Origin of the sequence: Agromyces sp. NPDC058126 (assembly GCF_042884595.1) — a bacterium.
GTDB lineage: Bacteria > Actinomycetota > Actinomycetes > Actinomycetales > Microbacteriaceae > Agromyces.
Map to the genome: position 1 here is coordinate 397,172 of NZ_JBHVTS010000001.1, position 24,820 is coordinate 421,991.

A 24,820-nucleotide genomic window follows, 5' to 3' on the forward strand; every position below is an offset into this window, starting at 1 on the left:
AGTCGCCGGCTCAGTGGGCCGGTCGCGGGCCGCTCGCCGGCGGCCAGCCGTGGCCGAGCCGGTCGAGTAGAGCGCGGAGGCCGCGGAGGCCCGAGCGGGCCGGTGCGCCGGACGAGGCCAGCGCCGGGGCATCCGGCCGTCGTCGCGCGACCGCGGCGGCGCGCGTTTCGGCGATGCGTTCGAGCGCGACGCGGCGCTGCTCGAGGCGGCCGGCGAGGGTCGCCTCGCGGGCCAGGTTGAGGTCGTGCATCTGGTGATGCTCGCTGAGATTCACGGTGGTTCCTTCGTGCGGATCGAGGTGCGCGGCACGGCGGCTCAGCGCCGGGTCGCGGTGACGAGCAGGTACTCCCACTCGAGGGTGCGGTTCGCGTCGCCCGCGATCTGCTCGTCGCCGAGCAGGGCGAGGGCGTCGTCGAGCGCGCGGACGGCATCGGGGTCGTCGGCGATGCGGCGGTACACCGCGATCGTCGGGCCGTAGTGCGACTTGAAGTAGTCGCGGAACTCGGCGCCGCTCGAGAACCGGGGGATCGCGACGGTCTCGCGCACCGCGACCACGTCGTCGACCTGGTCGCCGAGCAATTCGCGCACGTGCGCCTCGTCGCCCCATCGCGGCGCGGGCGTGGCGCCCTCGGGCAGCGGCGGCGCGAACGGCTTCATCACGCCGAACATGCGGCCGATGAATCCTTCGGGCGTCCAGCTCAGCAGGCCGATCCGGCCGCCGGGCCGAACGACCCGCAGCAGTTCGCTCGCCGCGGCCTCGTGGTGCGGCGCGAACATGATGCCGACGCACGAGACGGCCGCGTCGAACGCGGCGTCCTCGAACGGGAGGTCCTCGGCGTCGGCCTCGCGCCACTCGAGCGCAACACCGGCTTCGGCCGCCGTGCGGCGCCCGACGGCGAAGAGCTCGGGGGCGAGGTCGCTCGCCACGACCGCGGCGCCGCGCTCGGCGGCGGGGATCGACGCGTTGCCGCTGCCGGCGGCGATGTCGAGCACCCGGTCGCCGTCGTGGATCCCCGTGGCGGCGACGAGGCGCGGCCCGAGGCTCCAGATGAGGTCGGCGGCGAGTGTCGGGTAGTCGCCAGACGCCCACATGCTGCGGTGGCGGGCCTTGAGTTCGCGGTCGGCGTCGGAGGCCGTGGTCGCGGTGGTGTCGGTCATGTCGTGCTCCTTGTCGGTGATGACGTTGGAGCGAGTGTCGCTGCGGGCGGTGCCTGCCGCATCCGTGCAGCGCACGGAGATCAGCACGGAGCTTCGCCGCCCCGCGGCGTGGGGGCCGAGTTACGCGTCGGCCGGCGTCGTCCCGACGAGGGTCGCGTCGAGCCCCGCGATGAGGGCCTCGAGACCCTGGTCGAAGGTCTCGAGCTCGCGCATGCCGGTGACCTCGGGCGGGGCGCCGGTTCCCGCCGGGCGCGCCGCGGCCTGGCTGCGCGCCCACACGACGAGGAACCCCGTGGCGTAGGCGTCGACGATGCCGAGGATCTGACGGGCCTCGGCGGGGCCGAGCCCAGCGTGTTCGAGGCTCGCGACGACCCCGGCGAGGTGCGGCGCGACGGGGGAGGTGTCGTACGGGGCGAGGGCGAGCAGCTCGAAGCTGTGCGGCAGCTGCACCGCGAGGTCGCGGTACGAGCGCAGGGTGCGTCGCACCGCGTCCTGCCAGGAATCGCCGGGGACCTCGTGGAGCCCGAGGCGCTCGATGAGCCGGGCCACGATCGCGTCGACGAGGTCGTCGCGGTTGCGCACGTGCGTGTAGAGGCTCATGGGCGCCCGGTCGAGCTCGGCGGCCAGTCGGCGCATGGTCAGGGCGTCGAGCCCGTCGCGTTCGACGAGCGCGATCGCGGCCTCGGTGAGGTCGTCGCGGCTCACGGTCCTGCGCGGTGGGGTCTTCGTGCGGGATGCCTCTTGACGGGACGCCATGGGTGCAACAGTATCGTCCGTACAGTGTACGGATCCGTACGACGTACGGAAGCGCGAAAGGCACCACCAGATGGAACTGTTCCGGCTCACCGCCACCGAGGCATCCGAGTTGATGCGACGACGCGAACTCTCGCCCGTCGACCTGCTCGAATCGGTCATCGCCCGAACGGAGGCGACCGAGCCGGTCATCAACTCCGTGACCGAGCAGTGGATCGACGAGGCGCGCGCCGCGGCCGTCGTGTCCGAGGCGCGCTTCGCCGCAGGCGACGCGCCCCGCGCGCTCGAGGGCATCCCGCTCATGCTCAAGGACGAGCAGCCCATCGCAGGCCGACTCCTCGAAGACGGATGCCTCCTCGAACGCGGCAACATCGCCGACGAGACCCACCCGATCGTCGAGCGGATCCAGGCGGCCGGCGCCGTCGTGCACGGCCGCACCACGACCCCCGAGTACTGCTGCGCCCCTGTGACGCACTCGAAGCTCTGGGGCGTCAGCCGCAACCCCTGGAACCCCGACTTCACCCCCGGCGGCTCCTCGGGCGGCTCGGGCGCCGTGCTCGCGGCCGGGTCGACCCTGCTCGCGACCGGCTCCGACATCGGCGGGTCCATCCGCATCCCCGCGTCGTTCTGCGGCGTCGTCGGCTTCAAGCCGCCGTTCGCCCGTGTGCCCGGCATGGCGCCGTTCAACTCCGACACCTACTGCGCCGACGGTCCGATGGGTCGCAGCGTCGCCGACGTCGCCATGCTGCAGAACGTGATCTCGGGCCCGTGGGTCGGCGACGCCGCCTCCCTCCGCGAGGTCGCGACCGTCTCAGGGGTCGCCGCCCCGCTCGACGGCGTCCGCGTCGCCCTCTGCCTCGACCTCGGCGGCTACGACGTCGACCCGGTCGTCGAGGCGAACACCCGTTCGGCCGCCGCCGCGCTGGTCGCCGCGGGCGCCACGGTCGACCTCGTCGAACTGCCGTGGGGGCCCGAGCGCACGCTCGAGACGGCCTGGCCGCACTTCGGCGCGGTGATGGGCCCGTTCATCGAGTCGATCGCCGAGGGCGACCCCGCTCGCGCCGATCAGCTCATGCCGTACACCCGCGCCTTCGCCGCGCAGGCCGCCGCCGGCGGCGACTACGTGGGCGGACTCGTCGCCGAGTCGGCCTTCTACCGCCCGTTCGCCGAGCTCATGACGGGATACGACGTGCTCGTCTGCCCGACGATCGCGACCACCGGCCTCGCCGCCGACGAGCCCTGCACCGACAGCACCGCGATCTTCTCGAAGCTCATGACGCTGCCGTTCAACGTCATCGGTCGCGTGCCCGTGCTCGCCGTGCCCTCGGGCCGCGCGCCGAACGGGGTGCCGACCGGCGTGCAGATCGTCGGACGCAGCTACGACGACGCAACCGTGTTCCGCGTGGGCGCGGCGCTCGAGCAGGAGCTCGCGCTCTGGACCGACCCCGCCTGGTGGCCGGCGATGTGAGCCTCCCGGCCGGGGCGGCCCCCTGCCCGCCCCAGGCCGCCCTCCGATCCACCCGCATCACCTGATCCACCCGCTCTACCCCCCTGCAGTCACCACCGTCGCTGACGAGGAGCACCGATGAGTTCGACCCCCACCCCCACCCCCACGCCGACCGCCGACGACCGCTCGGGCGGACTCGCCCGCGGCAAGCTCGGCACCTTCGACATCTTCTTCTTCGTGGTCGCCGCGGCAGCGCCCCTCGCCGTGATGGCGGGCGCCGCCCCGCTCGCGTTCCGGCTCGGCGGCATCGGCGCGCCGGGCGCCTACCTGTTCAGCGGCATCGTGTACATCCTGTGCGCCGCGGGCTTCACGGCCTTCGCCCGATACGTGCGCAATGCGGGCGCGTTCTACGCCTTCATCGGCCGAGGACTCGGCCGATCGGCGGGCGGCGCCGCCGCGCTCGTCGCCCTGCTCTCGTACGCCCTCATCTGCGCGGGCTTCTACGGGTTCCTCGGCTTCTACGCCGCGACCACCTTCAACCCCATGCTCGGCATTGAGCTGCACTGGTCGGTGTACGCCCTCGCCGGGCTCGCCGTCGTCGCGGTGCTCGGCTACCGGCAGATCGACATCGGCGCGCGGGTGCTCGCCGTGCTCATGATCCTCGAGGTGCTCATCCTCGCGGTGATCGCCGTCGCCGTGCTCGCGACCGAGGGCACCGCGAACTTCTCGATCGAGCCGTTCGCGCCCGGCAACGTGTTCAACCTCGCGAGCGGCGGCATGTTCGTGCTCGCCCTCGGCGCGTTCATCGGCTTCGAGAGCACCGCGATCTACGCGGAGGAGGCGCGTCGGCCCGAGCGCACCGTGCCCCGTGCGACGTACTTCGCCGTCGGGTTCCTGGCCGTCTTCTACGCGTTCATCGCTTGGATCGCGGTCGCCGCGCTCGGCGTCGACGGGCTCGTCGAGTACTCGCTCTCCGACGTGTTCCAGGGGCTGTACTTCATGCTCGCCGAGTCGTACCTCGGCACATGGGCGAGCATCGTGATGGGCCTGCTCATCGTCACGAGCATCCTGGCCGCGACCATCGCGTTCCACAACGCGACATCGCGCTACCTCTTCTCGCTCGGGCGCGACGGGTTCCTGCCCGCGCGGCTCGGCGTCACGCACTCGTGCTACCGGTCGCCGGCCCGGGCGAGCCTCGTCACGACGATCGTCTCGCTCATGCTCATCTCGCTCACCGTCACCTTCGGCGCCGATCCGTACCTCGTGCTGCTGCTGTGGACCAACGGCGTCGGCATCGTCGGCGTGGTCGCCCTGCAGGCGGTGTGCATGGTCGCCGTGATCCGCTTCTTCTCGCGCGACCGGCGCGGGCACGGCGTGTTCCGCGTGCTCGTGGCGCCGCTCCTCGGCGTGGTCGGCCTCCTCGTGGGGCTCGTGCTCATGGTGACGAACCTCGAACTGCTCACCGGACGCAACGACTGGGTGAACTGGGCGCTCATGCTCTCGCTCGTCGTCGCGGCGGTCGTCGGCGTGCTGCGTGCCCGGCGGCTCGGCGCGGCGGCCGGCGCGGAGGGTGCCGAGGCCGACGCAGACGCGGTGCCGAGCGACACCGGGCGCTAGCCGTCCGCGGCGCCGCCTCGGATCACCGTCGGGCGGCGCCGCGTCGGTCCGGCGCGCCGGCTTCGGGTGTGCGGCGCCAACGCGGTTCGGGACCTTCCGTTTCGCGACTTCGGTACCGAAGTACCGAAGTACCGGGGTGTCGACGGGGGATACCTCCCTCCGACGCCGGTCGCGCGCGAGGGCCGCTCGTCGCGCGCGACGCGGGCGTGCGTCAGGCGGATGCCTCCGGTGATGCACCGCTCGCCGGCGATCCGCCGATCGACGTCGGCGCGGCGAGCGACGCGCGTGCGGCCGTCGCCCCGCCGCCACCGGCAGCGGCGTCGTCGCCGGCGAAGCGGTCGAAGCGGAAGGGCTCGAGGTCGACCGGTGGCGTCGCGCCCTCGGCGAGGTCGGCGAGCACGAGGCCCATGAGCGCCGAGAACTTGAAGCCCTCTCCCGAGTCGCCGCATGCGACGGTGACGCCGGGCAGCGGCGTGCCGATGACGAATCGGCCGTCGGGGGAGTCGGTCCAGGTGCAGACCTTCGCGTCGACGACCTCAGCGCCCTGCATGCCGAGCACCTCGCGCGCGTAGCCGAGCAGGAACGCGGTGCGCTCCGCGTCGGGCGTGCGGTCGTCGTCGACACCCCACTCGGCGTCGCGCAGCGGTGCGTCGAGGCCGAGCTTGTAGCCCACGCCCGGCGTGGTCATCGCGTAGAGCGTCGGTCGCTCGGGGGTGGCGATGTCGATGAGGTCGGGCAGTTCGTCGAACGGCTGCGCCGGGTCGGCGACGTGCACGACCTGTTCCAGATGCGGACGCAGCGGCACGTCGAGCCCGAGGCGCTCGAGCAGTGCTGAGGCCCCGGGGCCGGGCGCGACCACGAGCGCGTCGGCGTCCAGCGTCTCGCCCCCGGCGAGGTGCACCCGGCGCGGGCCGTCGCCCGAAGCATCCGCCTCGATGTCGACGACGTGCGCGATGCGCAGCGTGCCGCCCGTCCGCTCGAAGCGCCGTAGCTGCGCGCGCAGCGAGATGTCGGCGAGCACCGGGCCCGCCTCGGAGGTGTAGATCGCGCCGCGGCCGTCGGGCACGAGCCCGGGGAAGCGGGCGCCGACTTTGTCGGCGTCGAGTCGCAGGTGGGGGATGCCCTCCATTGCGAGCGTCCACTCGAAGGCGTCGAGCGCGGCCTTCGAGTCGCGCCAGACGAGGCCGCGTCGCAGGAACACCGGTTCGCCGGCGATCGACGACAGCCGTTCCATCGCCTCGAGGCTCTGCCGGGTCATCCGGATCTTCGCGGGATCGGGGTCGGCGAGCCGCCAGATGCGGGTCGGCCCGTGCGACGACGACAGCGGGTTCGCGGGTCCGTAGCGGTCGATGAGGGTGACCCGGTGGCCGCGCTCGGCGAGCTCGGCGGCGGCAGGCAGCCCCCAGGCGCCGGCGCCGATGACGATGATCTGCATGCTTCCATCCTCGCCCGATGCCGGGGCCGGGGCGTACCGCGTGACAGTGCGCGTCCGCCGCCGGCGCGTACGGCGACCCGGTGCCCCGCCGTGAGGGCGGGTCACCGGGTCGTTGCGCCGCGGTTCCCCTACGCGGCGCGCGAGGCCGCCCGCACCCGGCCGAACACGCGGAACCCTGCGACGACGAGCACGGCCAGCATCGGGGTCGTTCCGAGCGCCGGCAGGATCGGGATCGAGTACGGCAGGAACAGCAGCCCGGCCTGGCCGATCACGACGGCCGGGATCGACCACCAGCCGACGACGCCCGCCCGCACGAGCCCGATCGCGGCCGAGATGAGGCCGACGGCGATGAGCGGCGCGATGCCGAAGCTGAGTTGGAACATCGGATGCCCCATCACGGCGTCCGAGATCGATGCGGCCTCCTCGAGGGAGAGGATCCGGCCGAGCTCGAGGTGCATCCAGTCGGCGAAGAGCGAGCCCGAGTTGCCGAGCAGTGCGACCGAGGCGATCAGGGCCCCGATCACGGTCGGGATCGCGCCGCGCACCCCGCGCACGAGCCACGGCAGCGCGAGCACGCCGGCGCCCATCAGCAGGTTGCCGTAGTGCAGCAGCACGGCCGAGATCTGGGTCAGCAGCGGGTCGCGGGCGAGGGACTCGATGTAGCTCGCCTTGTCGTCGCCGAGCTGCACGGGCGAGGTCGCGAGGCCCGCGAAGAACATCGCCGGGCCGGCGACGAGCGCGATGCCCCCGGCGATCGCGAGGGCGCGGTGGGCCCGGTTCGCCGTCGCAGGGCGCGTCGGTGCGGCGGGGGTCGGTGCGGCGTCGGCCGCGAGGGTGTCGGTGGTCATTGCGTCTCCTGATCGTTCGGATGCCGCAGCTCCGGCTGCGACGAGAACACGGTACGAATCGGGATGCCACGGGCGATGCCGCCCGACGGTCCGGCCGTGCGCCCCCGAGGATGACCCCGTGGCATCCGCTCGTCGTTCGAACGGATGACCCGCGGGGCGAGCTCGTCCCCTAGCGTTGAGGCACGCCCGCCCGCGGGCGCCCACGGAAGGAGCCGAGGTGAGCCCCACGCGATGGATCGTGCCGGCCGCGGCGGCCACCGGGTTCGCCGTCATCGGCGGGGTCGAGATCGCGCTCGATCCGGCGTTCCGCGCGGCACCGCTCGCCCCGAGCCTCGTGCTCGCCCTCATCGTGGCCGGCACGCTGCTCGCGATCGTCTCGCCCATCGCGGGCAGCCTCGTCGTCACCGCGCTGTTCCCGCTCGGATCGGCGCTCGGGCTCGACGGCCCGACCGGGGTCGGAGTGCTCGCCTTCTTCGTGCTGCCCGGCTGGGCCGGCTACCGCAGCCCGCCGCGCCGCTCGTGGATCGCCCCGCTCGGCGCCCAGCTCATGGCGACCGTCGGCGTCGCACTCGGTGCGCTCACCCCCGACGCCGGGGCGGTGGCCGGCGAGTCCGCTGCGGCCCCCGGCCTCGCCGCGCTCGTCTGGGAGAACCTGTTCTTCTCGAGCCTCGCCTGGGTGTCGTGGCTCGTCGGCACCGTGGCGCGCGGCGCCGGCGCCAGGGCGGTGCGCGCCGAACGGCTCGCGCAGGCCCTCGACGCCGAGCGCGAGGCGCGCGAGCACGCCCTCCTCATCGAGGAGCGGCAGCGCATCGCCCGCGACCTGCACGACGCCGTCGCCCACTCGGTGAGCGTCATGACCCTGCAGCTCGGCGCCGTGCGCGCGACGATGCCCGCCGACGCGCCGCAGATCGAGATGCTGCGCGGCATCGAGCGGCTCGGGCGTGAGTCGGTCGCAGAGCTCCGCACCGCCGTCGGCATCCTGCGGCGGGCCGACGAGGCCCCGCCGACCGCGCCGCCGACGCTCGAACGGGTCGGCGAGCTCGTCGACGACGTGCGTGCCGCCGGGGCCGACGTCTCGCTCGACGAGTCGGGCGATGCCGTCGCGCTGCCCCGCGTCGCCGACGTCTCGGCGTACCGGGTGCTGCAGGAGTCGCTGTCGAACGCCCTGCGCCACGCGCCGGGATCAGCGGTCGCGGTGCGGGTCGCTCGCTCGCCGCAGACGGTCGTGGTCGAGATCGAGAACGGCCGGCCGGGCGCCGAGGCGAACGGCCCCGGCCAGGCCCACGGCGGCCAGGCGCGCAGCCACGACGGCGTCGAGGCGCCGAGCGGCGGGCACGGGCTCGTCGGACTGCGCGAACGACTTGCGATGGCCGGCGGCGCGTTCGCGGCCGGCCCGACGGCCGCGGGCGGATGGCTCGTCCGCGCCGAGTTCCCGGTGGAAGGAGCGGCATGAACGACGACGACCGCGAGGGCGAGGCGCCGAGCGGCGAGCGGTCGCCCGCCGACCCCATCCGCGTCGCGCTCGCCGACGACGAGGCGATGGTGCGCGCCGGGCTTCGCCTGCTGCTCGAGCATCAGCCCGATCTCACGGTCGTCGGCGAGGCCGCCGACGGCGTCGACGCGGTCGCGATGGTGCGGCGCACCCGCCCCGACGTGGTGCTGCTCGACATCAGGATGCCTCGCCGGGACGGCCTCGCCGCCGCCCGTGAGATCGTCGCCGACGGCACCACGAAGGTCATCATGCTGACGACGTTCGACGACGACGAGAACCTCGCGGCGGCGCTGCGCGCGGGAGTCAGCGGCTTCCTGCTGAAGGTGGCCCCGCCCGAGCAGCTGCTGGCCGCCGTGCGCGGCGTCGCCGAGGGGAATGCCCTCCTCGACCCTGCTGTCACCGTGCGGGTCATCGAGTCGTTCGCCCGCGCACCGCAGGCCGACCCCCGGCTCGCGACGCTGCTCGCGAGCCTCACCGATCGCGAACGCGACGTCGTGCGCGAGGTCGCCGCGGGCCGCTCGAACGCCGAGATCGCCGCCCACCTCTACCTCGGTGAGACGACCGTGAAGACCTACCTGTCGCGGGCGCTCGCGAAGCTCGCGCTGCGCGACCGCGTGCAGGCGGTCGTGTTCGCCTACGAGAGCGGACTCGTGCGGCTCGGCGAGCCGCGCTGAGGTCGGTCAGGCGCCGTGCGCGGTGCCACCGACGCCGCCACCCGTCGGCCCGGCAGGCCCCCGGCCCCGCAGCTGCTCGTGCCGCCAGATCGCCAGTTCGACCCGGTTGCGCACGCCGAGCTTCGTCATCAGGCTCTCGACGTGCGTCTTCACGGTGCTGAGCGAGATGTGCAGCTCTTGGCCGATCTCGGCGTTGCCGAGGCCGCGTGCGACGGCGTCGAGCACCTCGGTCTCGCGGTCGGTGAGGGGCACGGCCGGGGCGGCGGGCGGGTCGGCGGCCTCGCCCGCGAAGGCGGTGATGAGCCGCACCGTGACGTTCGGGTCGATGAGCGCGTCGCCGCGGGCGGCCGCGTGCACCGCCTCGGCGAGCAGCACCGCCCCGGCGTTCTTCAGCAGGAATCCGCGCGCACCGGCGCGCAGCGCACCGTAGACGTACTCGTCGAGGTCGAAGGTCGTGATCACGACGACGGGGATCGGGTCGGCGACGTCGGGCCCCGCGAGCAGGCGGGTCGCCTCGAGGCCGTCGGTCCCGGGCATCCTGATGTCGAGCAGGCAGACATCGGGCCGGATGCTCCGCGCGAGCCGGACCGCCTCGTCGCCGTCGGCCGCCTCGGCGACGACCTCGATGCCGGGCTGGGCGTCGAGGATCATCCGCAGCCCCGTGCGCACGAGGTGCTGGTCGTCGGCGATCAGCACGCGAACGCTCATGTCGGCCACCCCGCCCGCGGCAGCGCCGCGGTCACCGTCCACCCGCCGCCGTCGCGCCGCCCGGCTTCGCACCGGCCGCCGAGCAGGGCGGCACGTTCGGCCATGCCGGTGAGCCCGAAACCGGGGCGGCCGGATGCCACGGCCTCACCGTCGTCGTGGACCTCGAGCCGCACGCCGTCGCCGTCGACTCTGACACGCACTTCGACCCGGGTGGCGCCGTGCGCGTGGCGGCGCGAGTTCGTCACGGCCTCCTGCGCGATGCGGAACACCGCGGCGCCGATCGCCGGCGGCACCGACGCCGTGTCGCCCTCGAGCTCGACCGTCACGGCAGGGCCGCCGGCCGGCGAGCTCGTCAGCCGCCCGAGGTCGTCGAGGCCGGGGACGGGGGCCAGCTCCGGGGCATCTGATCGCCTGAGCACCCGCACCATCGCCCGCATCTCGTCGAGCGTGCGCGAGGCCTCGCCCTCGATGACCCGGAGCGCCTCGGTCGCGGCGTCGGGGTGCTGCGCCGCGACGGCGGCGCCGGCCTGCGCCTGGATCGCGATCGCCGAGACGTGATGGGCGACCGTGTCGTGGAGTTCGCGCGCGAGCTCCTCGCGCTCGAGCAGTCGCATGCGCTCGAGCTCGCGCGCCCGGGCACCCGCGCGCCAGCGGAACGCGAGGCCCAGCGACCCCGTCGTGACGACGACGGCGAGCCCGCCGACGAGGTCGACCGGTGACGGCGACGGCGTCTCGAGGAGCAGCGGGGCGAGGGTGCCGGCGAGCACCAGCGCGGCACCGCCCACCATCGCGCGGCCGCTGCCCCAGCGCAGCACCGAGTACACGAGCACGAGGAAGTAGGCCGTCGTGAAGAGCTGGGGGTCGCCGCCCACCACGACCGAGACGAGCGTGCCGACGCCGAACGCGACGGCGAGCATCGTGAACGGGCGGGTGCGCCGCCAGAACAGCGTCGGCACGAGGGCGAGGAGCACGATCGCCCATCCCCACCGCCACGGCACCTCGGGGCGCACCGCCGCCTCGAGCAGCACGAGCGGGGGCAGCATGCCGACGAGCACCCAGTCGCGCCAGACACGGCGCGGCGGAGGCGGCGTCGGGGCCGGCGAGCGCCACACTGCGCGGACGGGGCTCGTCATGCCCTCATGATAGGTCTGCGCCCGCCGGCGGGGCAGGGGCGGAGGCGGGGGCGGCGCCGCGGTGGAGCCGGCTCGCGGCCGGGCGTCGAGCCGATCGCGCGCGGCGACGGATCACGAACTCGGCGACCACGAGGTTGATCACCCAGCCGGCGCCCATCAGCACCGCATGCATCGCCTCGCCCGGCGCGCCGAACACGAGGGTCCACGGCAGGAAGGTGAACACCTGCGTGCCCGCGCCGAGCCCGATCGCATACGCCCGCGTCATCCAGGCGCTATGGGTGCCGACGTCGCCCCGGCGGATCGCGAGGAAGGCGACCACGATCGCGCCGGCCATCACGGTGCCGAACCCGAGGCGCATCACCATGAGCGCCACGCCGTTGACCGCCGGCATCTGGTAGGCGAGGGTCATCCAGAGCGCCGACATCGCCGAGAGCAGCCCCGCGGGGGCGACGACCCGTCCGGCGAACCGGTGCCAGCGCCGGCGGCGGAGGGACGGTGCGAACTGCAGCGCCCCGAGCACGAGGAACACGCTCGACGCGACGATGTGCACGACCACCGGCACCGGCGAGTCGAAGAACCGGGCGTTCTCGGCGGTCACCGGCCCGCCGCCCGTGAGCTGGGTGAGCCGGAACGCCCCCGCGGCGATCGGCACGAGGCTGAGGGCGATGAGCCCCGCCGGAGCGAGCCACTCGCGGCGTCGAGGTGATTCGGTCATGCCTCGATGCTCGTGTCCGCGCGGGCCGCGCACATCGGCCGACGGGCTCGACCGCCCTCGGCCGATCGGCCGATCCGCCGAGGCGACGGCGTGAGTCGACCGGTGCGGTACACCGCCCGTTCACCCGCGCGACGGGTCCGCGTCACCGCGGCCCGGTCGAGTGGCTTCCGACCCCCGCACCCGCCCGCGTCAGGAGCGCCAGCATGCCCGTGCAGCACCCCAACCCACCCACCTCTCCGCATCGCCGTGTGCCCGCGATGCTCGCCGCGCTCGCCGTCGCGGCGTCGGGGCTCGCAGTCGCCGCGACTCCGAGCCTCGCGACCGCCGCCGAGGCCGGCGTCGTCGTCAACGAGATCGTCTACGACGACGTCGTCGCCGGGGCGGTCGACGCGATCGAACTGTTCAACGCGGGGGCCTCGAGCGTGGATGTCTCGGGGTGGCAGGTCTTCGACGACAAGCGCGAGGAGTCCGGGGTCATCCCCGCCGGGACGAGCCTCGCCGCGGGCGCCTTCCTCGTGCTCGAGAAGGACGGCTCGCCCCTCGGGTTCCCGTTCGGGCTCGGCAAGGGCGACACCGTCACCCTCGTCGACGCCGCAGGCGCCGACGTCGATTCGTACGCCTACGAGCCCACGGCGCCGCTCGCCGACTGGTCGCGCTGCGCCGACGGCGGCGAGTGGGCGCATGGCACCGCGCTCACCCTCGGCGCCCCGAACACCTGCGAGCCGCCCGCCGTGGCCGGCGACGTCGTGCTCAACGAGGTCGACTCGGGCCCCGCCGACTGGATCGAGCTCGTCAACCCGGGCGATGCGGCCGTCGACCTCTCGGGCGTCGAGATCCGCGACAACTCCGACGACCACCGCTGGTTCTTCGCCGCCGGGGCGAGCCTCGCCGCGGGCGAGCGGCTCGTCGTCGACGCCGAGACCGAGGGCGTCGACGTGAACGGCGCTGCGCAGCCGCTCCAGGCCGCGATCGGCATCGGCGGCTCCGACTCGATCCGCGTCTTCGGCGCCGACGGCACGCTCCTCGACGAGACCTCGTGGACGGGGCATCCCGCCATCGACGGCGACGAGGCGGCCGCGAGCTACGCGCGCTGCCCCGACACGACGGGCGCCTTCGGCCTCGCCCGGGTCACGCCGGGCGCCGCGAACGACTGCGTTCTGCCCGCGCTCGCGATCAACGAGGTCGAGTCGAACGGCGACGCCACCGACTGGGTCGAGGTCGTGAACACCGGCGATGCGCCGATCGACCTCTCGGGCTGGACCCTCATGGACAGCGACCCCGCCGGCCACGCGGCCGACGTCACCCCGGTCGCGGCCGGCACCGTACTCGCGCCGGGCGCCTTCTTCGTCTTCGACGGCGCCAGCCACTTCGCCTTCGGACTCGGCGGTGCCGACGTCGCGACCGTGCGCAACGCGAGCGGGCTCACCGTCGCCGAGTACGCCTGGACCCAGCACGCCGCCGTCACCTGGGCGCGCTGCCCCGACGGCACCGGCGACTTCGTCGACGCCATGGCCGCGACCAAGGGCGCGACCAACTGCGGCGACGGCACCGGCGAGCCCGGCGGACCCGGCGAGCCCGTGACGGCGGCCTGGCCCGGCTCACCCGAGGTGACCGTGCTCGACGAGACCGCGATGTTCCTCGAGGACTCCTCGGGCCTCGACGCGCAGGCGACTGCGGACGGCACCGTGCTCTGGGCCGTCGACAACGGCACCGGCACCTTCTGGAAGCTCGACGTCTCGGCCGGTGGCACCGCCTCGTTCGCCGAGGGCTGGGCCGACGGCAAGCGGGCGAGGTTCCAGCGCGACGCCGGCAACCCGGCCGCGGCCGGCCCCGATGCCGAGGGAATCACGGTCGACGGCGACGGGCGGGTCTACCTCGCCTCCGAGCGCGACAACTCGAAGAAGGGCGTGAACCAGAACGTCGTGCTCGCCATCGACCCCGACGCCGTCGGCCCCGACGTCGTCGCGACGCAGGAGTGGGACCTCACCGCCTCGCTGCCGCAGGTCGCCGCGAACACCGGCATCGAGGCCGTCGAATGGGTGTCGGACACCGCGCTCGCCGGCCTGCTCGTCGACCAGGGCACCGGGGCGCCGTACGACCCGGCGGACCACCCCGGCCACGGCGACGGCCTCTTCTTCGTCGCCGTCGAGGACAACGGCTTCGTCTACGCGTACGCGCTCAGCACCGACGGCTCGGTCGCGCAGGTCGCGGCCATCGACCCGGGGCTCGGCGGCGTCATGGCGCTCGACTACGACACGGTGATCGGCGAGCTCTGGGCCGTCTGCGACGACGGCTGCGAGGGCCGCTCGGCCCGCATCGCCTTCACCGGCGGCGAGCCGAAGATCAGCCTGTTCGCCCGACCCACTGGCATGCCGAACCTCAACAATGAGGGCTTTGCGACGATGCCCGCGGCGCTCGGAGCGAGCGCCGTGCCGGGTGCCGCAATGCGCGCCGCCGGCACCGAGGTCGCTGTGGCCGAACGAGCGGTGTGGTGGTTCGCCGACGGCGAGCAGCCCGCCGCCCTCCGTGCGGGCACGCTGCCCGCCGCGGCGGGGGAGGAGCCGGGAGGGGAGCCCGGCCCCGGTGACGGGGACGGCGGCACGGGCGACGGTGACGGCGGCCAGACCGACGGCGCCGGCTCGCGGCCGGCCGTGTCCGATGGCCTCGCCGAGACGGGCGTCGACTCGGGGCTGCTCGCTCTCGCACCGCTCGGTGTGCTCATCGTGGGCGTGGGCATCTCGCTCCTCATCGCGGCCCGTCGGCGCCACCGGGCCGGGGCGACCACGGTCGAATAGGGCGACCCCACCACCGCACGCACCGCACGCCGCGCGGCCGGGCGACTCCACGCGGAGCGCCCGGCCGCGTCCTTCGATCAGCTCCAAGTCGCTTCGTGGAAGCAGCGCCTGAAGCACGAGACCTGTGTCGATGATCGATCCACCTGAGGGCCAGTCTCAGTAGTCCGCACCCAGCTCATCGCGGAGTCGGCTGATGATTCGCTCGAGGTGGGCGGCGAGCACGGCTTCATCGCTGCCGCCGTCATCGCTTGGTTCGACACTCATGATCCTGCGCCGCAGCATGGATATCGTGTCCGGGTCGATCCGTCCGGAGAGCGTCATCGCTCGCATTGCATCGCAGAGCCTCGCGAGAATCCGTAGATCCCTGACCTCGAGCTTCGGCGAGTCCGTCACAGGATCATCGTGCACGGGCCCGGTGACACGCGCAGTGAGGAACCCGCTCAGGGTCAGCGAACATCCCCGCGAAGCCCGTCGATCGGGCGTTCGTCCCAGATCGCGAACGGGTCGTTGCCGACCTCCGCCATGAGTGCGGGACGTGCGGCCTCTGCGGCGTCTTCGGATTCCCAGAGCGCGATGCCCACCAGACGGCCGCTGCCGTCGTCCACGACGCCGGTCCACTCCAACCCCGGCTGTTCACGGGCGACTCGGCTGCAGCGCTGCATCGAGTCGAGCACCGCGTCCCGATGCTCGGGCTTGGGTGAATGCACGGAGACGACGGCATACGTCATGCCTGCAGCCAAGCACGTTGCGCGCGAAGTGGGAACTCCCAGATGCTGCCGCCGCCGACCGAGATGTATCGGCCGCCGGCAGCCCCGATCGGGCTCAGAGCTCAGCGCGCGCAGATCACTCGTTGACGGTCTGCCAGACGGCGTAGTCGTCGTCGGTGCGGCACTCTCGGGGCACATCGGGCAGCTTGATGTACCCGCCACCACCCTTGATGGAATCGCCGAGCTCCACGGCTCCCAGACCGGGCACTTCGACGCTTCGACCGTCGTCGGCCAGCGTGGTACCGAAGGGGAACTGGAGGATGTGCGTGTCGCTCCCGGACTCGAGCGCCAGACAGCCCATCGGTGTGCGGGTCAGTTCACCGACGACGAGGGCCTCCATGACGTCCTCGGGTTCGGTCGAGGCAGCGACCATGATCGAACCGCCGGCACGTTGCACGGACGTACTCGATGCCCCAGGGACCCCGCATCCGAGCAAGAGCGTCGCAATCGCCCCGGCCATGAGTACGAGTCTCAGCATCATCTCGTCAGGATGACAGCACAGAAGTGCTCGCCGCCAGATCCTGCCTGCTCTGGAACTTCGACGATGGGGGAGGATCGGGGCATGGATGACGGAGGCGGAGCAGGCACGGCGGCGGGCGTGAACGGATCAGCGGTCGGCACTCGACTGATCGTCGATATCGCCAACGTGATGGGCTCGCGGCCCGACGGGTGGTGGCGCGACCGGGCCGGCGCCGCGAACCGCATGCTCGCCGCACTGCCGCCGCTCGTGGGGCGCGAGGTGCGCGGCCCCGACGGCGCCGCGCTGTGCATCGTCGAGCTCGTGGCCGTGATCGAGGGCGCCGCGAAGGCGGCCGCGCGACCCGAGGGCATCACGGTCGTCGCCGCTCCGGCCGACGGCGACGGCAGCATCGTCGAGATCGCCGGCTCCGAGGCATCCGATCGCCCGACGCTCGTCGTGACCGCGGACCGCGGACTGCGTGCGAGGCTCGCCACCGGCGTGCTCGTCGTCGGGCCGGGCTGGCTCAACGATTTGCTCGGGCGCTGAACCGGGATCGCGACGCTCGCCGAGGGGTGGCGGCGGCAGCGTCGATGTGCTATACCCACAGGGGGTATAGATACGTCGCATCCCACGCTCACGCAAGGAGGCGCAGCGATGAACCGAACCGACCGTACGGTCCCGGCCCCGACCGAGGGCGCCGCCACGACCGCGCCGCCGTCGATCCCGTTCATCGTCATCGCGCTCGTCATCGGCGTCGCGAGCGGGTTCGGGCTGCTGTTCAGCGGCTACCCCGACGCGCTCGGCACCGCCGTGCCCATGACCGCGCTCGGCATCGCCACGCTCTGCTATCTCGCGGCGGCGGTCACCGGCCGGCGCTGGGTCGCGTGGCTCGTCGTCGGGGTCGGCACCCTGCTGGTCTTCGCCGCCGAGCTGCTCGACCTGCCGCGGTGGGCGGTGCTCGCTGTCACGGGGGTCGTGCTGCTCGTCGTCGGGCTCGTCAGGCGGCCCCGGGCGACCACGCCCCAGGCGCTCGCGATGGTCGGCTTCTTCGGGGTCGCCGTCGCGGCGCTCGCGCTCGACCCGCGCCTCGGCCTCGCACTCGCGGGCCTCGCGCTCGCCGCACATGCCGGCTGGGACGTCGTGCACTACCGCCGCAACGCCGTCGTCGGCCGCTCGCTCGCACTGTGGTGCATGGGGCTCGACCTGTTCCTCGGGCTCGTCTGCGTGGGCATCGCGATCGCCGGCTGACGTCGTAAGCCGGAGCGCGAGCAGCGATCGGCCGTCAGCGGGCGAGGGCCGTCGCGTGCAGGAACGTCGGCAGCCCGCGGCGGGCGATGAGCCACTCGGCGACGACGAGGTTCGGCACCCAGCAGAGGAACGGCACCGCGGCATAGGCGTTCGCGAACACGGCGTCGAAGTCGAACGCCCCGGTCATGAACGGCAGCTGCGCGAGGAGGAGGAGCGGCAGCCAGATGCGGAGCGTCACGGCCGCATACGTGAGGGCGAAGTTGCGCATCATCCAGGCGCGGTGGCTCGCGACATCCCGCCGCCTGATCGCGCGATACCCGAGCCAGCCGGTGACGAGCCACAGCACGGCGAGTGCGCCGAAGCCGAAGAGCCCCACGAGTCCGGCGTCGTTCACCGGGGCGATCACGAGGCCGGCGACGCCCGCCACGCCGACGGCGACGAGGTACGAACGGCCGGTCCAGCGGTGCACGCGCGGATGCCTCGTGCGCAGGCCCGTCCAGAACTGCAGCGGGCCGACGACGAGGGCGACCCCGCCCGCAAGGATGTGCGCGTAGAACGCGAGCTGCACCGGCCACGGCTGCTCGGCGTAGTTGCCGGCGAGGCCGCCGGACGGCGTCTCGGCGAGGGTCCGGAGCGAGGCCGTGAGGTACGGCACGACGGCGAAGGCGGCGATGCCGAGGGAGGAGAGGAGCACCCAGGTCCACGCGATGCGGGTCGCGGCGAGGCGGCGGCGGGCCGAGGCGGGCGGGAGCGACGGCGGCGGCGCGGCGGTGCCGGTGGCTGTGCTGGTGTCGGTGAGGGAGGCCATGGCCGCACGCTACGAGCGTCGCCGTGGTGCGGTTATCGGGTGAACCCCCGGATCGATGCGGGGGTCAGCGGCGGTGGCGGCGCACGTTCCGCCCGTGCCTCAGATGACGACGTCGATCTCGTCGTCGGCGCGCGTGCCGACGTACTGCGCGTCGATGAGGATCGGCAGGTGGTCGCTCGACCCGCGCGGCAGCGTCTCGACGCGGCGGATCTCGAAGTCGGCCGAGGTCGCGAAGTCGAAGTGGCCGCGGAAGTACTTGTACCGCGTGTACGTGCGGCTGTCGCTGAGGGTGAGCTCGTAGCCCGCGTCGCGCACCTTCTCGGCCAGATTGTCTTTGAAGACCGGGTAGTTGTAATCGCCCACCATGAGGGTCGGCAGGTGCGGGCCCATCAGCTGCAGCGAGCCGAGCGCCGAGTGGATCTGGTGCCGTCGCAGCGAGTTGAGCGCGGTGAGGGGCGCCGCATGGAACGAGGCGACGATCACCTCGCGGTCGTGCTGCAGGTCGATGAGCCGCGCGCCGAGCAGGCGTTCGTGCGCCGGGCGCAGGACCCGGTCGTGCAGGGACTTCTTGAGGGCGAAGGCGCGGATGTCCCGCGGTGTGAACCGGTCGGGCCGGAAGTAGAGGGCGAGCCCGAGCCGGTTGCCGGTCGTCGAGTGCGCGAGCCGCAGCCGCCCGACCTCCTCGGCGAGGTCGGTGGTGTCGCACTCCTGCAGGCAGAGGACGTCGGGAGAGTAGCGCTCATCGAGCGCCGCGAGTTCGGTGATCGCGCGGTGCTTGCGGAGGTTGTAGCTGATGACCAGCATCACCTCAGCCTAGGCGTTCAGGGTGAACGTGAGCCGTGGATGACGTGACGGGTCATGCCGCGCTCGCGGCGAGCGCCGCACGCACCTCCTCGTCGACGAGATCGGCGTTGACCGCCGCACCCGCCATGCTGCCCGCGGCCATCGCGAACGGGACCGAGGAGCGCGGGTCGGTGACGTTGCCCGCCGCCCAGACGCCCGGCACGCTCGTGCGACCCATCGCGTCGACCGCGACGAACTCGCCGCCCATCGGGTGCGCGGTGCGTTCGGCGCCGAGCTCGCGCAGCACCGGGTCGTTCGGTTCGGGCGCCGGGCCGGCGAAGATCGCGTCGCTCGCGATCTCGGTGCCGTCATCGAGACGGATGCCCCGGAGCACGCCACGCTCGTCGGCGACGACCGCCTCGACGGGGCGGTCCTCGACGCCGATGCCGCGCGCGAGGAGGCCGGCGCGCGCCTCGTCGGGCAGCTCGGCGCCGTGCGCGAAGACCGTGACGTGGTCGGAGAGCTGGCGCATGAGCTGCGCCTGGTGCACCTGCGCGGCGCTCGCGGCGAGCACGGCGATGCGCCGGTCGCGCGCCTCCCATCCGTCGCAGTAGGGGCAGACGAACGCGCCGCGGCCCCACTGCTCGGCGAGGCCGGGAATGGAGGGCAGGGCGTCCCGCAGGCCGCTCGCCACGAGGAGGCGCCTGGCGTGCAGGGGTGCGCCGTCGGCGAGCTCGAGCGTGAAGGCGGGCGCCGAGCCGTGCGCGGCGACCGCGACTCCGCGCTGCACGTCCACGCCGTCGTAGCGCTCGAGCTCGGCGCGCCCGTCGGCGAGGAGGGCGAGCGGCGAGGTGTGATCGCGGCCGAGCACGCCGTGCATGTGGCCGGCGAACCGGTTGCGCGGCAGGCCCTCGTCGAGCACGAGGACTCGCCGTCGGGAACGGCCGAGCATGAGCGCGGCGCTGAGTCCGGCACTGCCGCCGCCGATGATGATGACGTCCCAGGTGGTCTGCTGCATGTTCCGATCCTGGAGGTGTCATGATGGAACGGCAAGCGAGTTTGCCGAATCAGCAAAGGATGCCCCGTGCCCGACGACCCCGACGCACCATCGCTCGACCGCATGCTCGACGGCGTCGCTCCGCGACTGCGAGCCCTCCGCACCCGTCGAGGCCTCACGCTCGCCGAGCTCTCCGAGGAGACCGGCATCTCGGCGAGCACGCTCTCGAGGCTCGAGTCGGGCGGTCGGCGTCCGACGCTCGACCTGCTGATCCGGCTCGCCGCGGTGTACCGGGCGAGCCTCGACGATCTCGTCGGCGCCCCGCAGATCGCCGACCCCAGGGTGCACCCGAAACCCTTCTACCGCGACGGCAAGGCGATCATCCCGCTCACCCGCAGCAACCCCGACGTGCACGCGTTCAAGATGGTGCTGCCCGGGCATCCGCCCGAGGTGCCGGTCGAGCAGCGCGCGCACGAGGGGTACGACTGGATCTACGTGCTGAGCGGGCGCGTGCGTCTCGCGCTCGGAAACGACGAGATCGTGCTCGACGCGGGCGAGGCGGCCGAGTTCGACACGCGGGTGCCGCACGGCACCGCGAGCGCGTCGCTCGAGCCCGCCGAGGTGCTGAACCTGCTGAGCGCACAGGGCGAGCGGGTCCACATCCGCGCGAGCCGCTGATCGTCCGCGCGCGATTCCCCCGGGGTGACCGTCCGGCTCTAGGCTGACGCCCATGGGGTTCGTGCTCACCATCCTGACGCTCGCAGCCCTGGTGTACGCGTTGGTCGACATCATCATGCGCGACGAGTCGGACGTGAAGCACCTGCCGAAGTTCGGCTGGATCCTCCTCGTCGTGCTGCTGCCGCTCATCGGGACCGTGCTGTGGTTCGTGCTGGGTCGCGAGCGTTCGTCGGCGGGCCAGCGCGGGGGTGCCGCCACGGCACGTGGCGAGGCCGCGCCGGCCGCGCCCGCCGGCCCGCAGACGGTCATGCCGCCGAGCGGCCCCGGCGACGCGCGCTCGACCGAGGAGCAGCTCGCCGACCTCGACCGCGAGATCGAGTACTACGAGAAGCGCGCCGAGCTCGAGCGGCGCAGGCGGGAGCTCGGGCCGGGAGCGGCCGAGTAGACGTCGGGCGACGTTGCGGCTCAGACCGTGCCGAGGTCGAGACGCAGCTCGACGGTGTCGCCGATCTCGAGCAACTCGGCCGCGCGCACCCAGGTCTTCACCGGCACGATGTACCCGCCGTCCTTCGGCCACAGCGCGGTCGGCCATTCGCTGCGGCCGATCCGCACGGTGGCCGGCACCATGCCCCAGCCGTAGCTGACGAGCGGCGCCACCTGCGCGATGGCCTCGCACTCCGCGTCGGGCACCGAGACGAAGTGCCACGGCGCCGGCCCGCGCCAGAACCACAGTTCACCGCTGAATGCGAGCTCCATCGGCTCAGGATACGACGGGCCGCACCCGCTCGGCCGACCGGTCGACTCAGTGGCCGAGCGCGTCGATCTCGTCGCGGAGCCGACCCGCCTCGAGGCCGAGCGCCCACTCGGCGGCGTCGGTGACGAAGCGCCAGTAGGCGTCGGAGGCGAACGCGCCGGTGTTGTTCGCGTAGGCGCCGAAGCCGTCGATCGCGATGAAGATGCGCACGGTCGCGGTGAAGACGTCGGCGGGTGCGAACACGCCGGCCGCGATGCCGTCGTCGATGAGCGCGGTGAGCCGGTCGCGGTCGAACGACTCCTGCTCCTCGAGCGCCGCATCGAGCGCGGGGCTGAACCGGCTGAGGTGGCGCGCGTTGAGCCAGAGACGCGAGATCGCCCGCGCGTCGGAGCTCTCGACCCGCGAGACGAGGCGTGCCATCCGCTCGAGCGGCTCGCCGCCCTCGGGCACGAGCGCCTCGCGCTCGTCGGAGACGGCGTGCACGAACGCGGCGATCACGAGGTCCTCGGCGACCGGGAAGTAGTGGCTGATGAGCCCGGGCCGGACTCCCAGCAGGTCGGCGACGGCGCGCAGCGTGATCTTCTCGAGGCCGCCCTCCAGGGCGATGGCCGCGGCGGCCCGCACGATCTCCGCCCGTCGCTCGGCGGGCAGCTTGCGGGCTCGGGTCGCGGGCGCGCTTGACATCATGCCGTTCATGTTATTGGATGAGCGACCAATAGCCCATTGGTCGAGTGACCAATAGCAGCGTCGCACCGGCTGAGCCGGGCCGACGCCGCCTCGGGCCCGCCGAGAGGATCCCCCGTGTCATCCCAGACTCCCGCAGCGTCGCAGGACTTCGTCGACGCACCCACCCAACCCGAGACCCGAGGCATCGAGTACGTGAGCGCGAGCGAGCGCCACGGCCGAGCCCGAGACCTCTTCGGCGTGTGGGCCGCGCCCAACGTGAGCGTGCTGAACTTCACGATCGGCGCGACCATGATCCTGCTCGGCCTCGAGATCTGGCAGGCCGTCGCCGTCATCGTCGCCGCGAACCTGCTCTGGGTCTTCCCTGGCCTCATCGCGATCGCCGGCCCGGCGGCGGGCACCTCGGGATCGGTCATCAGCCGGGCCATCTACGGCGTCATCGGCAACAAGGTCATCATCGCCTTCACCGGATGGTTCATCTCGGCAGTGTTCCTCGCGCTGAACTGGCTCGCGTCGTCGTTCATGGGCGCCGATCTCCTCGCACAGTGGGGATTCGACGACCCCGTCCTCGGTCCCGTGATCGTGACCCTCGTCGTCTCCGCGATCACCGTGCTCGTCGCCGTCTACGGCCACGCGCTCATCATCCGCAGCTACACCGCGATCTCGGCCGGCCTCCTCGTGATCTTCCTCGCCGTGACCGTGTTCGCGCTGCCGACCGTCGACTGGAGCTACCAGGCCCCAGTGCCCCTCACCGGCGTGCCCCTCTGGTCGGCCGTGACGATCGGGTTCACGATCCTCGCCTCGACGCCGCTCTCGTACATCAACAGCCCCGACATCGCCCGCTACCTGCCGCGCGAGACCAAGCCGTCGCACATCATCGCGGCCACCGCGCTCGGCGGCGCGCTGCCCGGCATCTTCTTCACGGTCGTCGGTGCGCTCATCGCGACCGGGCTCAGCGCCGCTGCGATCGACGCGGGCATCGAGTCGGCGATCCTCGGCCTCCTGCCGAGCTGGCTCGGGCCGCTGCTCGTGCTCGGCGTCGTCGTCAACACGATCGCCCTCAACGGCATGACGACGTACACCTCGAGCATGGCGCTGCAGTCGGTCGGAGTGCCGATCCGTCGCATCCCCTCGGCGATCGTCGTGGGCGTCATCGGGACGGCGCTCACGCTCTACCTCGTGATGTCGACGAGCCTGCTCGACGCGGTCAACCTCATGCTGCAGTTCCTCGTGATCGTCTCGGGCCCCGCCATGGCGATCTTCGCGACCGACATCATCCTGCGCCGCAACGGGTACGACGCGATCGACCTGTTCGACGAGCGACGCGGCGGCAAGTACTGGTACGCGGGCGGGTGGAGCATCCCGGGCATGACGGCCGTCGTCACGGGCGGCATCGCGACCGCGCTCTGCCTCTCGACCGACGTCTGGACCGGCCCGATCGCCGAGCTGCTGGGCTGGGTCGACCTGTCGGTGCCGGTCGGCATGACGGTCTCCGCCCTCGTCTACCTCGGGCTCTCGAAGGCCGGGTTCGGCCGGTTCGACGACGCGGGCGCCGAGTCGGCGACGCAGGGAGCGCCGGCCGCGGAGACCGCGAGCCCCGCCGCTTCGTCGACCGAGTCCGCGGCATGATGGCGGACATGAGCGACGCGGCCCTCCCCATCGACCCGCACGACCCGACCGCGACCGGCCCGCACCCGCCCCGCTACCCGGGCGCGCCCGCGGGCGTGCCCGACCTCGACACCTGGCAGGAGGCGCCGGGCAACCGCTGGGCCTTCGGCGACCTCGCCGAGCTCGTGCCGACCGCGACGATCTCGCGCATCCCGACGGCCGCGCGCGCCGCGGCAGCCGTCGCCGCGACCGTGCGGCTCGACGCGTTCGCGACGGCGCTGCCCGACCTCGAACGCCGGCTCGAGGCCACCTTCACCGATGCGTTCCTGGTGCTGCGCGGCGGCGAGGTCGTCGCCGAGTACTTCAAGACCGGGTTCGCGCCCGACCAGCGCCACCTGCTCATGAGCGTGTCGAAGTCGATCTGCGGCCTCACCGTCGGCGCGCTCGTCGACGCCGGCCGCATCGACCCGGCGCGCCCCGTCACCGACTACGTGCCCGAACTCGCCGGATCGGTCTACGACGGCCCGACCGTGCGTCACGTCCTCGACATGCAGGTCGCGATCGACTACGACGAGGACTACGTGAACCCGGCCGCCGAGGTGCAGACGCACGACCGTGCGGCCGGGTGGCGACGACGGCGCGACGGCGACCCGGTCGACACCTACGCGTTCCTCACGACGCTCCGCGGCAGCGGGGCGGTGGGCGAGTTCCAGTACTGCTCGGCGAACACCGACGTGCTCGCGTGGATCATCGAGCGGGTCACCGGCTCGCGCTACCACGAGGTCGTCGCCGACCTCGTGTGGTCGAAGCTCGACGCCGACCGCGACGCGACGATCACGGTCGACCGCGCGGGGTTCGGCTTCGCGAACGGCGGCATCTCGTGCACCGCCCGCGATCTCGCGCGGGTGGGGCGCCTCGTGCTCGACGGCGGGGTCGCATCCGGCGGGCGCGTCGTCTCCGAGGAGTGGGCGCGCGCGATCCTCACCGGCGGCGACCCGGGGGCGATGACCTCGGAGGGATTCACCGGCGCGTTCCCCGGCGGCTCGTACACGGCGCAATGGTGGTGCATGGGCAACGCGCGCGGCAACGTGAGCGGCATCGGCATCCACGGTCAGAACCTCTGGCTCGACCCCCGGACCGACTCGGTGATCGTCAAGCTCTCGACCTGGCCCGACCCCGACACCGCCGAGTGGAACGCACTGCAGAGCGCCCTGCTCCTCGACGTGAGCGAGGCGCTCGACACCGTGGGCTGATCGGG

27 protein-coding genes are annotated in these 24,820 nt (G+C 73.0%); 11 read left to right on the plus strand and 16 right to left on the minus strand.

Annotated features, from left to right (window positions below; all coding sequences use genetic code 11):
- Positions 1-10: 10 nt before the first annotated feature.
- The 3 genes from ACFVTR_RS01810 to ACFVTR_RS01820 form a co-directional block, all read right to left on the minus strand.
- Complete coding sequence (locus ACFVTR_RS01810; RefSeq protein ID WP_387034320.1) at positions 11-250, minus strand: hypothetical protein; 240 nt, start codon at positions 248-250, stop codon at positions 11-13.
- A 65-nt stretch (positions 251-315) separates the two neighbouring features.
- Positions 316-1,158, minus strand: coding sequence for a class I SAM-dependent methyltransferase (locus tag ACFVTR_RS01815; protein ID WP_387034321.1), 843 nt, complete (start codon positions 1,156-1,158; stop codon positions 316-318).
- A 120-nt stretch (positions 1,159-1,278) separates the two neighbouring features.
- Complete coding sequence (locus tag ACFVTR_RS01820) at positions 1,279-1,914, minus strand: TetR/AcrR family transcriptional regulator (protein WP_387034322.1); 636 nt, start codon at positions 1,912-1,914, stop codon at positions 1,279-1,281.
- 70 nt (positions 1,915-1,984) lie between these two features.
- Between ACFVTR_RS01820 and ACFVTR_RS01825 the strand changes: the two genes are divergently transcribed.
- Positions 1,985-3,379 carry an amidase gene (locus ACFVTR_RS01825; RefSeq protein ID WP_387034323.1) on the plus strand — a complete coding sequence of 465 codons (1,395 nt, stop codon included), beginning with the start codon at positions 1,985-1,987 and terminating at the stop codon, positions 3,377-3,379.
- A gap of 117 nt (positions 3,380-3,496) precedes the next feature.
- Positions 3,497-4,975, plus strand: coding sequence for an APC family permease (locus tag ACFVTR_RS01830; RefSeq protein WP_387034324.1), 1,479 nt, complete (start codon positions 3,497-3,499; stop codon positions 4,973-4,975).
- A 211-nt stretch (positions 4,976-5,186) separates the two neighbouring features.
- Here the strand turns inward: ACFVTR_RS01830 and ACFVTR_RS01835 are convergent, their stop codons facing one another.
- Both ACFVTR_RS01835 and ACFVTR_RS01840 read right to left on the minus strand, forming a co-directional pair.
- Positions 5,187-6,410 carry an FAD-dependent oxidoreductase gene (locus ACFVTR_RS01835; protein WP_387034325.1) on the minus strand — a complete coding sequence of 408 codons (1,224 nt, stop codon included), beginning with the start codon at positions 6,408-6,410 and terminating at the stop codon, positions 5,187-5,189.
- A 128-nt stretch (positions 6,411-6,538) separates the two neighbouring features.
- Complete coding sequence (locus tag ACFVTR_RS01840) at positions 6,539-7,258, minus strand: hypothetical protein (RefSeq protein WP_387034326.1); 720 nt, start codon at positions 7,256-7,258, stop codon at positions 6,539-6,541.
- A gap of 217 nt (positions 7,259-7,475) precedes the next feature.
- On the opposite strand from ACFVTR_RS01840, the gene ACFVTR_RS01845 reads away from it, so the two are divergent.
- Together ACFVTR_RS01845 and ACFVTR_RS01850 are read left to right on the plus strand one after the other, a co-directional pair.
- Positions 7,476-8,711 carry a sensor histidine kinase gene (locus tag ACFVTR_RS01845; protein WP_387034327.1) on the plus strand — a complete coding sequence of 412 codons (1,236 nt, stop codon included), beginning with the start codon at positions 7,476-7,478 and terminating at the stop codon, positions 8,709-8,711.
- Positions 8,708-9,424: a response regulator gene (locus ACFVTR_RS01850; protein WP_387034328.1), complete on the plus strand. Its 717-nt coding sequence runs from the start codon at positions 8,708-8,710 to the stop codon at positions 9,422-9,424. Before ACFVTR_RS01845 ends, ACFVTR_RS01850 begins: the two co-directional genes overlap by 4 nt.
- A gap of 6 nt (positions 9,425-9,430) precedes the next feature.
- Here the strand turns inward: ACFVTR_RS01850 and ACFVTR_RS01855 are convergent, their stop codons facing one another.
- Genes ACFVTR_RS01855 through ACFVTR_RS01865 form a run of 3 tightly spaced genes read right to left on the minus strand, consistent with a single transcriptional unit; the run spans position 9,431 to position 11,980 of the window.
- On the minus strand, positions 9,431-10,132 hold the full coding sequence (locus ACFVTR_RS01855; RefSeq protein WP_387034329.1) for a response regulator: 702 nt from the start codon (positions 10,130-10,132) through the stop codon (positions 9,431-9,433).
- On the minus strand, positions 10,129-11,265 hold the full coding sequence (locus ACFVTR_RS01860) for a sensor histidine kinase (RefSeq protein WP_387034330.1): 1,137 nt from the start codon (positions 11,263-11,265) through the stop codon (positions 10,129-10,131). Before ACFVTR_RS01860 ends, ACFVTR_RS01855 begins: the two co-directional genes overlap by 4 nt.
- 4 nt (positions 11,266-11,269) lie before the next feature.
- A complete protein-coding gene (locus ACFVTR_RS01865; RefSeq protein WP_387034331.1) occupies positions 11,270-11,980 on the minus strand; it encodes a DUF2306 domain-containing protein in 711 nt (236 codons plus the stop codon).
- A gap of 203 nt (positions 11,981-12,183) precedes the next feature.
- Here ACFVTR_RS01865 and ACFVTR_RS01870 point away from each other — a divergent pair, with 203 nt between their 5' ends.
- Positions 12,184-14,775: a lamin tail domain-containing protein gene (locus ACFVTR_RS01870; protein ID WP_387034332.1), complete on the plus strand. Its 2,592-nt coding sequence runs from the start codon at positions 12,184-12,186 to the stop codon at positions 14,773-14,775.
- A gap of 156 nt (positions 14,776-14,931) precedes the next feature.
- On the opposite strand, the gene ACFVTR_RS01875 is transcribed toward ACFVTR_RS01870, so the two are convergent.
- The 3 genes from ACFVTR_RS01875 to ACFVTR_RS01885 form a co-directional block, all read right to left on the minus strand.
- The gene (locus ACFVTR_RS01875) at positions 14,932-15,168 is read right to left on the minus strand and encodes a hypothetical protein (protein WP_387034333.1); all 237 of its coding nucleotides are present in this window, start codon (positions 15,166-15,168) and stop codon (positions 14,932-14,934) included.
- A 53-nt stretch (positions 15,169-15,221) separates the two neighbouring features.
- Positions 15,222-15,503 carry an antibiotic biosynthesis monooxygenase gene (locus ACFVTR_RS01880; protein WP_387034334.1) on the minus strand — a complete coding sequence of 94 codons (282 nt, stop codon included), beginning with the start codon at positions 15,501-15,503 and terminating at the stop codon, positions 15,222-15,224.
- A gap of 115 nt (positions 15,504-15,618) precedes the next feature.
- Positions 15,619-16,023 (minus strand): hypothetical protein, encoded by a 405-nt coding sequence (locus ACFVTR_RS01885; protein WP_387034335.1) that lies wholly within the window; start codon positions 16,021-16,023, stop codon positions 15,619-15,621.
- A gap of 81 nt (positions 16,024-16,104) precedes the next feature.
- Between ACFVTR_RS01885 and ACFVTR_RS01890 the strand changes: the two genes are divergently transcribed.
- Both ACFVTR_RS01890 and ACFVTR_RS01895 read left to right on the plus strand, forming a co-directional pair.
- On the plus strand, positions 16,105-16,548 hold the full coding sequence (locus tag ACFVTR_RS01890) for a hypothetical protein (RefSeq protein WP_387034336.1): 444 nt from the start codon (positions 16,105-16,107) through the stop codon (positions 16,546-16,548).
- Positions 16,549-16,656: 108 nt separating this feature from the next.
- Positions 16,657-17,250: a hypothetical protein gene (locus ACFVTR_RS01895; protein WP_387034337.1), complete on the plus strand. Its 594-nt coding sequence runs from the start codon at positions 16,657-16,659 to the stop codon at positions 17,248-17,250.
- A 34-nt stretch (positions 17,251-17,284) separates the two neighbouring features.
- Here the strand turns inward: ACFVTR_RS01895 and ACFVTR_RS01900 are convergent, their stop codons facing one another.
- The 3 genes from ACFVTR_RS01900 to ACFVTR_RS01910 all read right to left on the minus strand — a co-directional run bounded on the left by ACFVTR_RS01900 (position 17,285) and on the right by ACFVTR_RS01910 (position 19,859).
- A complete protein-coding gene (locus ACFVTR_RS01900) occupies positions 17,285-18,058 on the minus strand; it encodes a DUF2306 domain-containing protein (protein ID WP_387034338.1) in 774 nt (257 codons plus the stop codon).
- A gap of 99 nt (positions 18,059-18,157) precedes the next feature.
- Positions 18,158-18,862, minus strand: coding sequence for an endonuclease/exonuclease/phosphatase family protein (locus ACFVTR_RS01905; protein WP_376941347.1), 705 nt, complete (start codon positions 18,860-18,862; stop codon positions 18,158-18,160).
- 52 nt (positions 18,863-18,914) lie between these two features.
- Positions 18,915-19,859 carry an NAD(P)/FAD-dependent oxidoreductase gene (locus tag ACFVTR_RS01910; RefSeq protein ID WP_387034339.1) on the minus strand — a complete coding sequence of 315 codons (945 nt, stop codon included), beginning with the start codon at positions 19,857-19,859 and terminating at the stop codon, positions 18,915-18,917.
- A gap of 66 nt (positions 19,860-19,925) precedes the next feature.
- Between ACFVTR_RS01910 and ACFVTR_RS01915 the strand changes: the two genes are divergently transcribed.
- The gene (locus ACFVTR_RS01915) at positions 19,926-20,516 is read left to right on the plus strand and encodes a helix-turn-helix domain-containing protein (RefSeq protein ID WP_387034340.1); all 591 of its coding nucleotides are present in this window, start codon (positions 19,926-19,928) and stop codon (positions 20,514-20,516) included.
- Between the two features lie 52 nt (positions 20,517-20,568).
- Positions 20,569-20,961 carry a PLDc N-terminal domain-containing protein gene (locus ACFVTR_RS01920; RefSeq protein ID WP_387034341.1) on the plus strand — a complete coding sequence of 131 codons (393 nt, stop codon included), beginning with the start codon at positions 20,569-20,571 and terminating at the stop codon, positions 20,959-20,961.
- A 20-nt stretch (positions 20,962-20,981) separates the two neighbouring features.
- Here the strand turns inward: ACFVTR_RS01920 and ACFVTR_RS01925 are convergent, their stop codons facing one another.
- The gene (locus tag ACFVTR_RS01925; protein ID WP_387034342.1) at positions 20,982-21,272 is read right to left on the minus strand and encodes a DUF1905 domain-containing protein; all 291 of its coding nucleotides are present in this window, start codon (positions 21,270-21,272) and stop codon (positions 20,982-20,984) included.
- Between the two features lie 46 nt (positions 21,273-21,318).
- On the minus strand, positions 21,319-21,957 hold the full coding sequence (locus ACFVTR_RS01930) for a TetR/AcrR family transcriptional regulator (RefSeq protein WP_387034343.1): 639 nt from the start codon (positions 21,955-21,957) through the stop codon (positions 21,319-21,321).
- 114 nt (positions 21,958-22,071) lie between these two features.
- Between ACFVTR_RS01930 and ACFVTR_RS01935 the strand changes: the two genes are divergently transcribed.
- Together ACFVTR_RS01935 and ACFVTR_RS01940 are read left to right on the plus strand one after the other, a co-directional pair.
- Positions 22,072-23,583 carry a purine-cytosine permease family protein gene (locus ACFVTR_RS01935; protein ID WP_387034344.1) on the plus strand — a complete coding sequence of 504 codons (1,512 nt, stop codon included), beginning with the start codon at positions 22,072-22,074 and terminating at the stop codon, positions 23,581-23,583.
- An 8-nt stretch (positions 23,584-23,591) separates the two neighbouring features.
- Complete coding sequence (locus tag ACFVTR_RS01940) at positions 23,592-24,815, plus strand: serine hydrolase domain-containing protein (protein WP_387034345.1); 1,224 nt, start codon at positions 23,592-23,594, stop codon at positions 24,813-24,815.
- The last annotated feature ends 5 nt before the right edge of the window (positions 24,816-24,820 follow it).

Bases quoted from the DNA above. Each gene is read 5' to 3' on its own strand.
- ACFVTR_RS01810 (WP_387034320.1), bottom strand. From the start codon at position 250: ATGCACGACCTCAACCTGGCCCGCGAGGCGACCCTCGCCGGCCGCCTC.
- ACFVTR_RS01815 (WP_387034321.1), bottom strand. From the start codon at position 1,158: ATGACCGACACCACCGCGACCACGGCCTCCGACGCCGACCGCGAACTC.
- ACFVTR_RS01820 (WP_387034322.1), bottom strand. From the start codon at position 1,914: ATGGCGTCCCGTCAAGAGGCATCCCGCACGAAGACCCCACCGCGCAGG.
- ACFVTR_RS01825 (WP_387034323.1), top strand. From the start codon at position 1,985: ATGGAACTGTTCCGGCTCACCGCCACCGAGGCATCCGAGTTGATGCGA.
- ACFVTR_RS01830 (WP_387034324.1), top strand. From the start codon at position 3,497: ATGAGTTCGACCCCCACCCCCACCCCCACGCCGACCGCCGACGACCGC.
- ACFVTR_RS01835 (WP_387034325.1), bottom strand. From the start codon at position 6,410: ATGCAGATCATCGTCATCGGCGCCGGCGCCTGGGGGCTGCCTGCCGCC.
- ACFVTR_RS01840 (WP_387034326.1), bottom strand. From the start codon at position 7,258: ATGACCACCGACACCCTCGCGGCCGACGCCGCACCGACCCCCGCCGCA.
- ACFVTR_RS01850 (WP_387034328.1), top strand. From the start codon at position 8,708: ATGAACGACGACGACCGCGAGGGCGAGGCGCCGAGCGGCGAGCGGTCG.
- ACFVTR_RS01855 (WP_387034329.1), bottom strand. From the start codon at position 10,132: ATGAGCGTTCGCGTGCTGATCGCCGACGACCAGCACCTCGTGCGCACG.
- ACFVTR_RS01860 (WP_387034330.1), bottom strand. From the start codon at position 11,265: ATGACGAGCCCCGTCCGCGCAGTGTGGCGCTCGCCGGCCCCGACGCCG.
- ACFVTR_RS01865 (WP_387034331.1), bottom strand. From the start codon at position 11,980: ATGACCGAATCACCTCGACGCCGCGAGTGGCTCGCTCCGGCGGGGCTC.
- ACFVTR_RS01870 (WP_387034332.1), top strand. From the start codon at position 12,184: ATGCCCGTGCAGCACCCCAACCCACCCACCTCTCCGCATCGCCGTGTG.
- ACFVTR_RS01880 (WP_387034334.1), bottom strand. From the start codon at position 15,503: ATGACGTATGCCGTCGTCTCCGTGCATTCACCCAAGCCCGAGCATCGG.
- ACFVTR_RS01885 (WP_387034335.1), bottom strand. From the start codon at position 16,023: ATGATGCTGAGACTCGTACTCATGGCCGGGGCGATTGCGACGCTCTTG.
- ACFVTR_RS01890 (WP_387034336.1), top strand. From the start codon at position 16,105: ATGGATGACGGAGGCGGAGCAGGCACGGCGGCGGGCGTGAACGGATCA.
- ACFVTR_RS01895 (WP_387034337.1), top strand. From the start codon at position 16,657: ATGAACCGAACCGACCGTACGGTCCCGGCCCCGACCGAGGGCGCCGCC.
- ACFVTR_RS01900 (WP_387034338.1), bottom strand. From the start codon at position 18,058: ATGGCCTCCCTCACCGACACCAGCACAGCCACCGGCACCGCCGCGCCG.
- ACFVTR_RS01905 (WP_376941347.1), bottom strand. From the start codon at position 18,862: ATGCTGGTCATCAGCTACAACCTCCGCAAGCACCGCGCGATCACCGAA.
- ACFVTR_RS01910 (WP_387034339.1), bottom strand. From the start codon at position 19,859: ATGCAGCAGACCACCTGGGACGTCATCATCATCGGCGGCGGCAGTGCC.
- ACFVTR_RS01920 (WP_387034341.1), top strand. From the start codon at position 20,569: ATGGGGTTCGTGCTCACCATCCTGACGCTCGCAGCCCTGGTGTACGCG.
- ACFVTR_RS01925 (WP_387034342.1), bottom strand. From the start codon at position 21,272: ATGGAGCTCGCATTCAGCGGTGAACTGTGGTTCTGGCGCGGGCCGGCG.
- ACFVTR_RS01930 (WP_387034343.1), bottom strand. From the start codon at position 21,957: ATGATGTCAAGCGCGCCCGCGACCCGAGCCCGCAAGCTGCCCGCCGAG.
- ACFVTR_RS01940 (WP_387034345.1), top strand. From the start codon at position 23,592: ATGAGCGACGCGGCCCTCCCCATCGACCCGCACGACCCGACCGCGACC.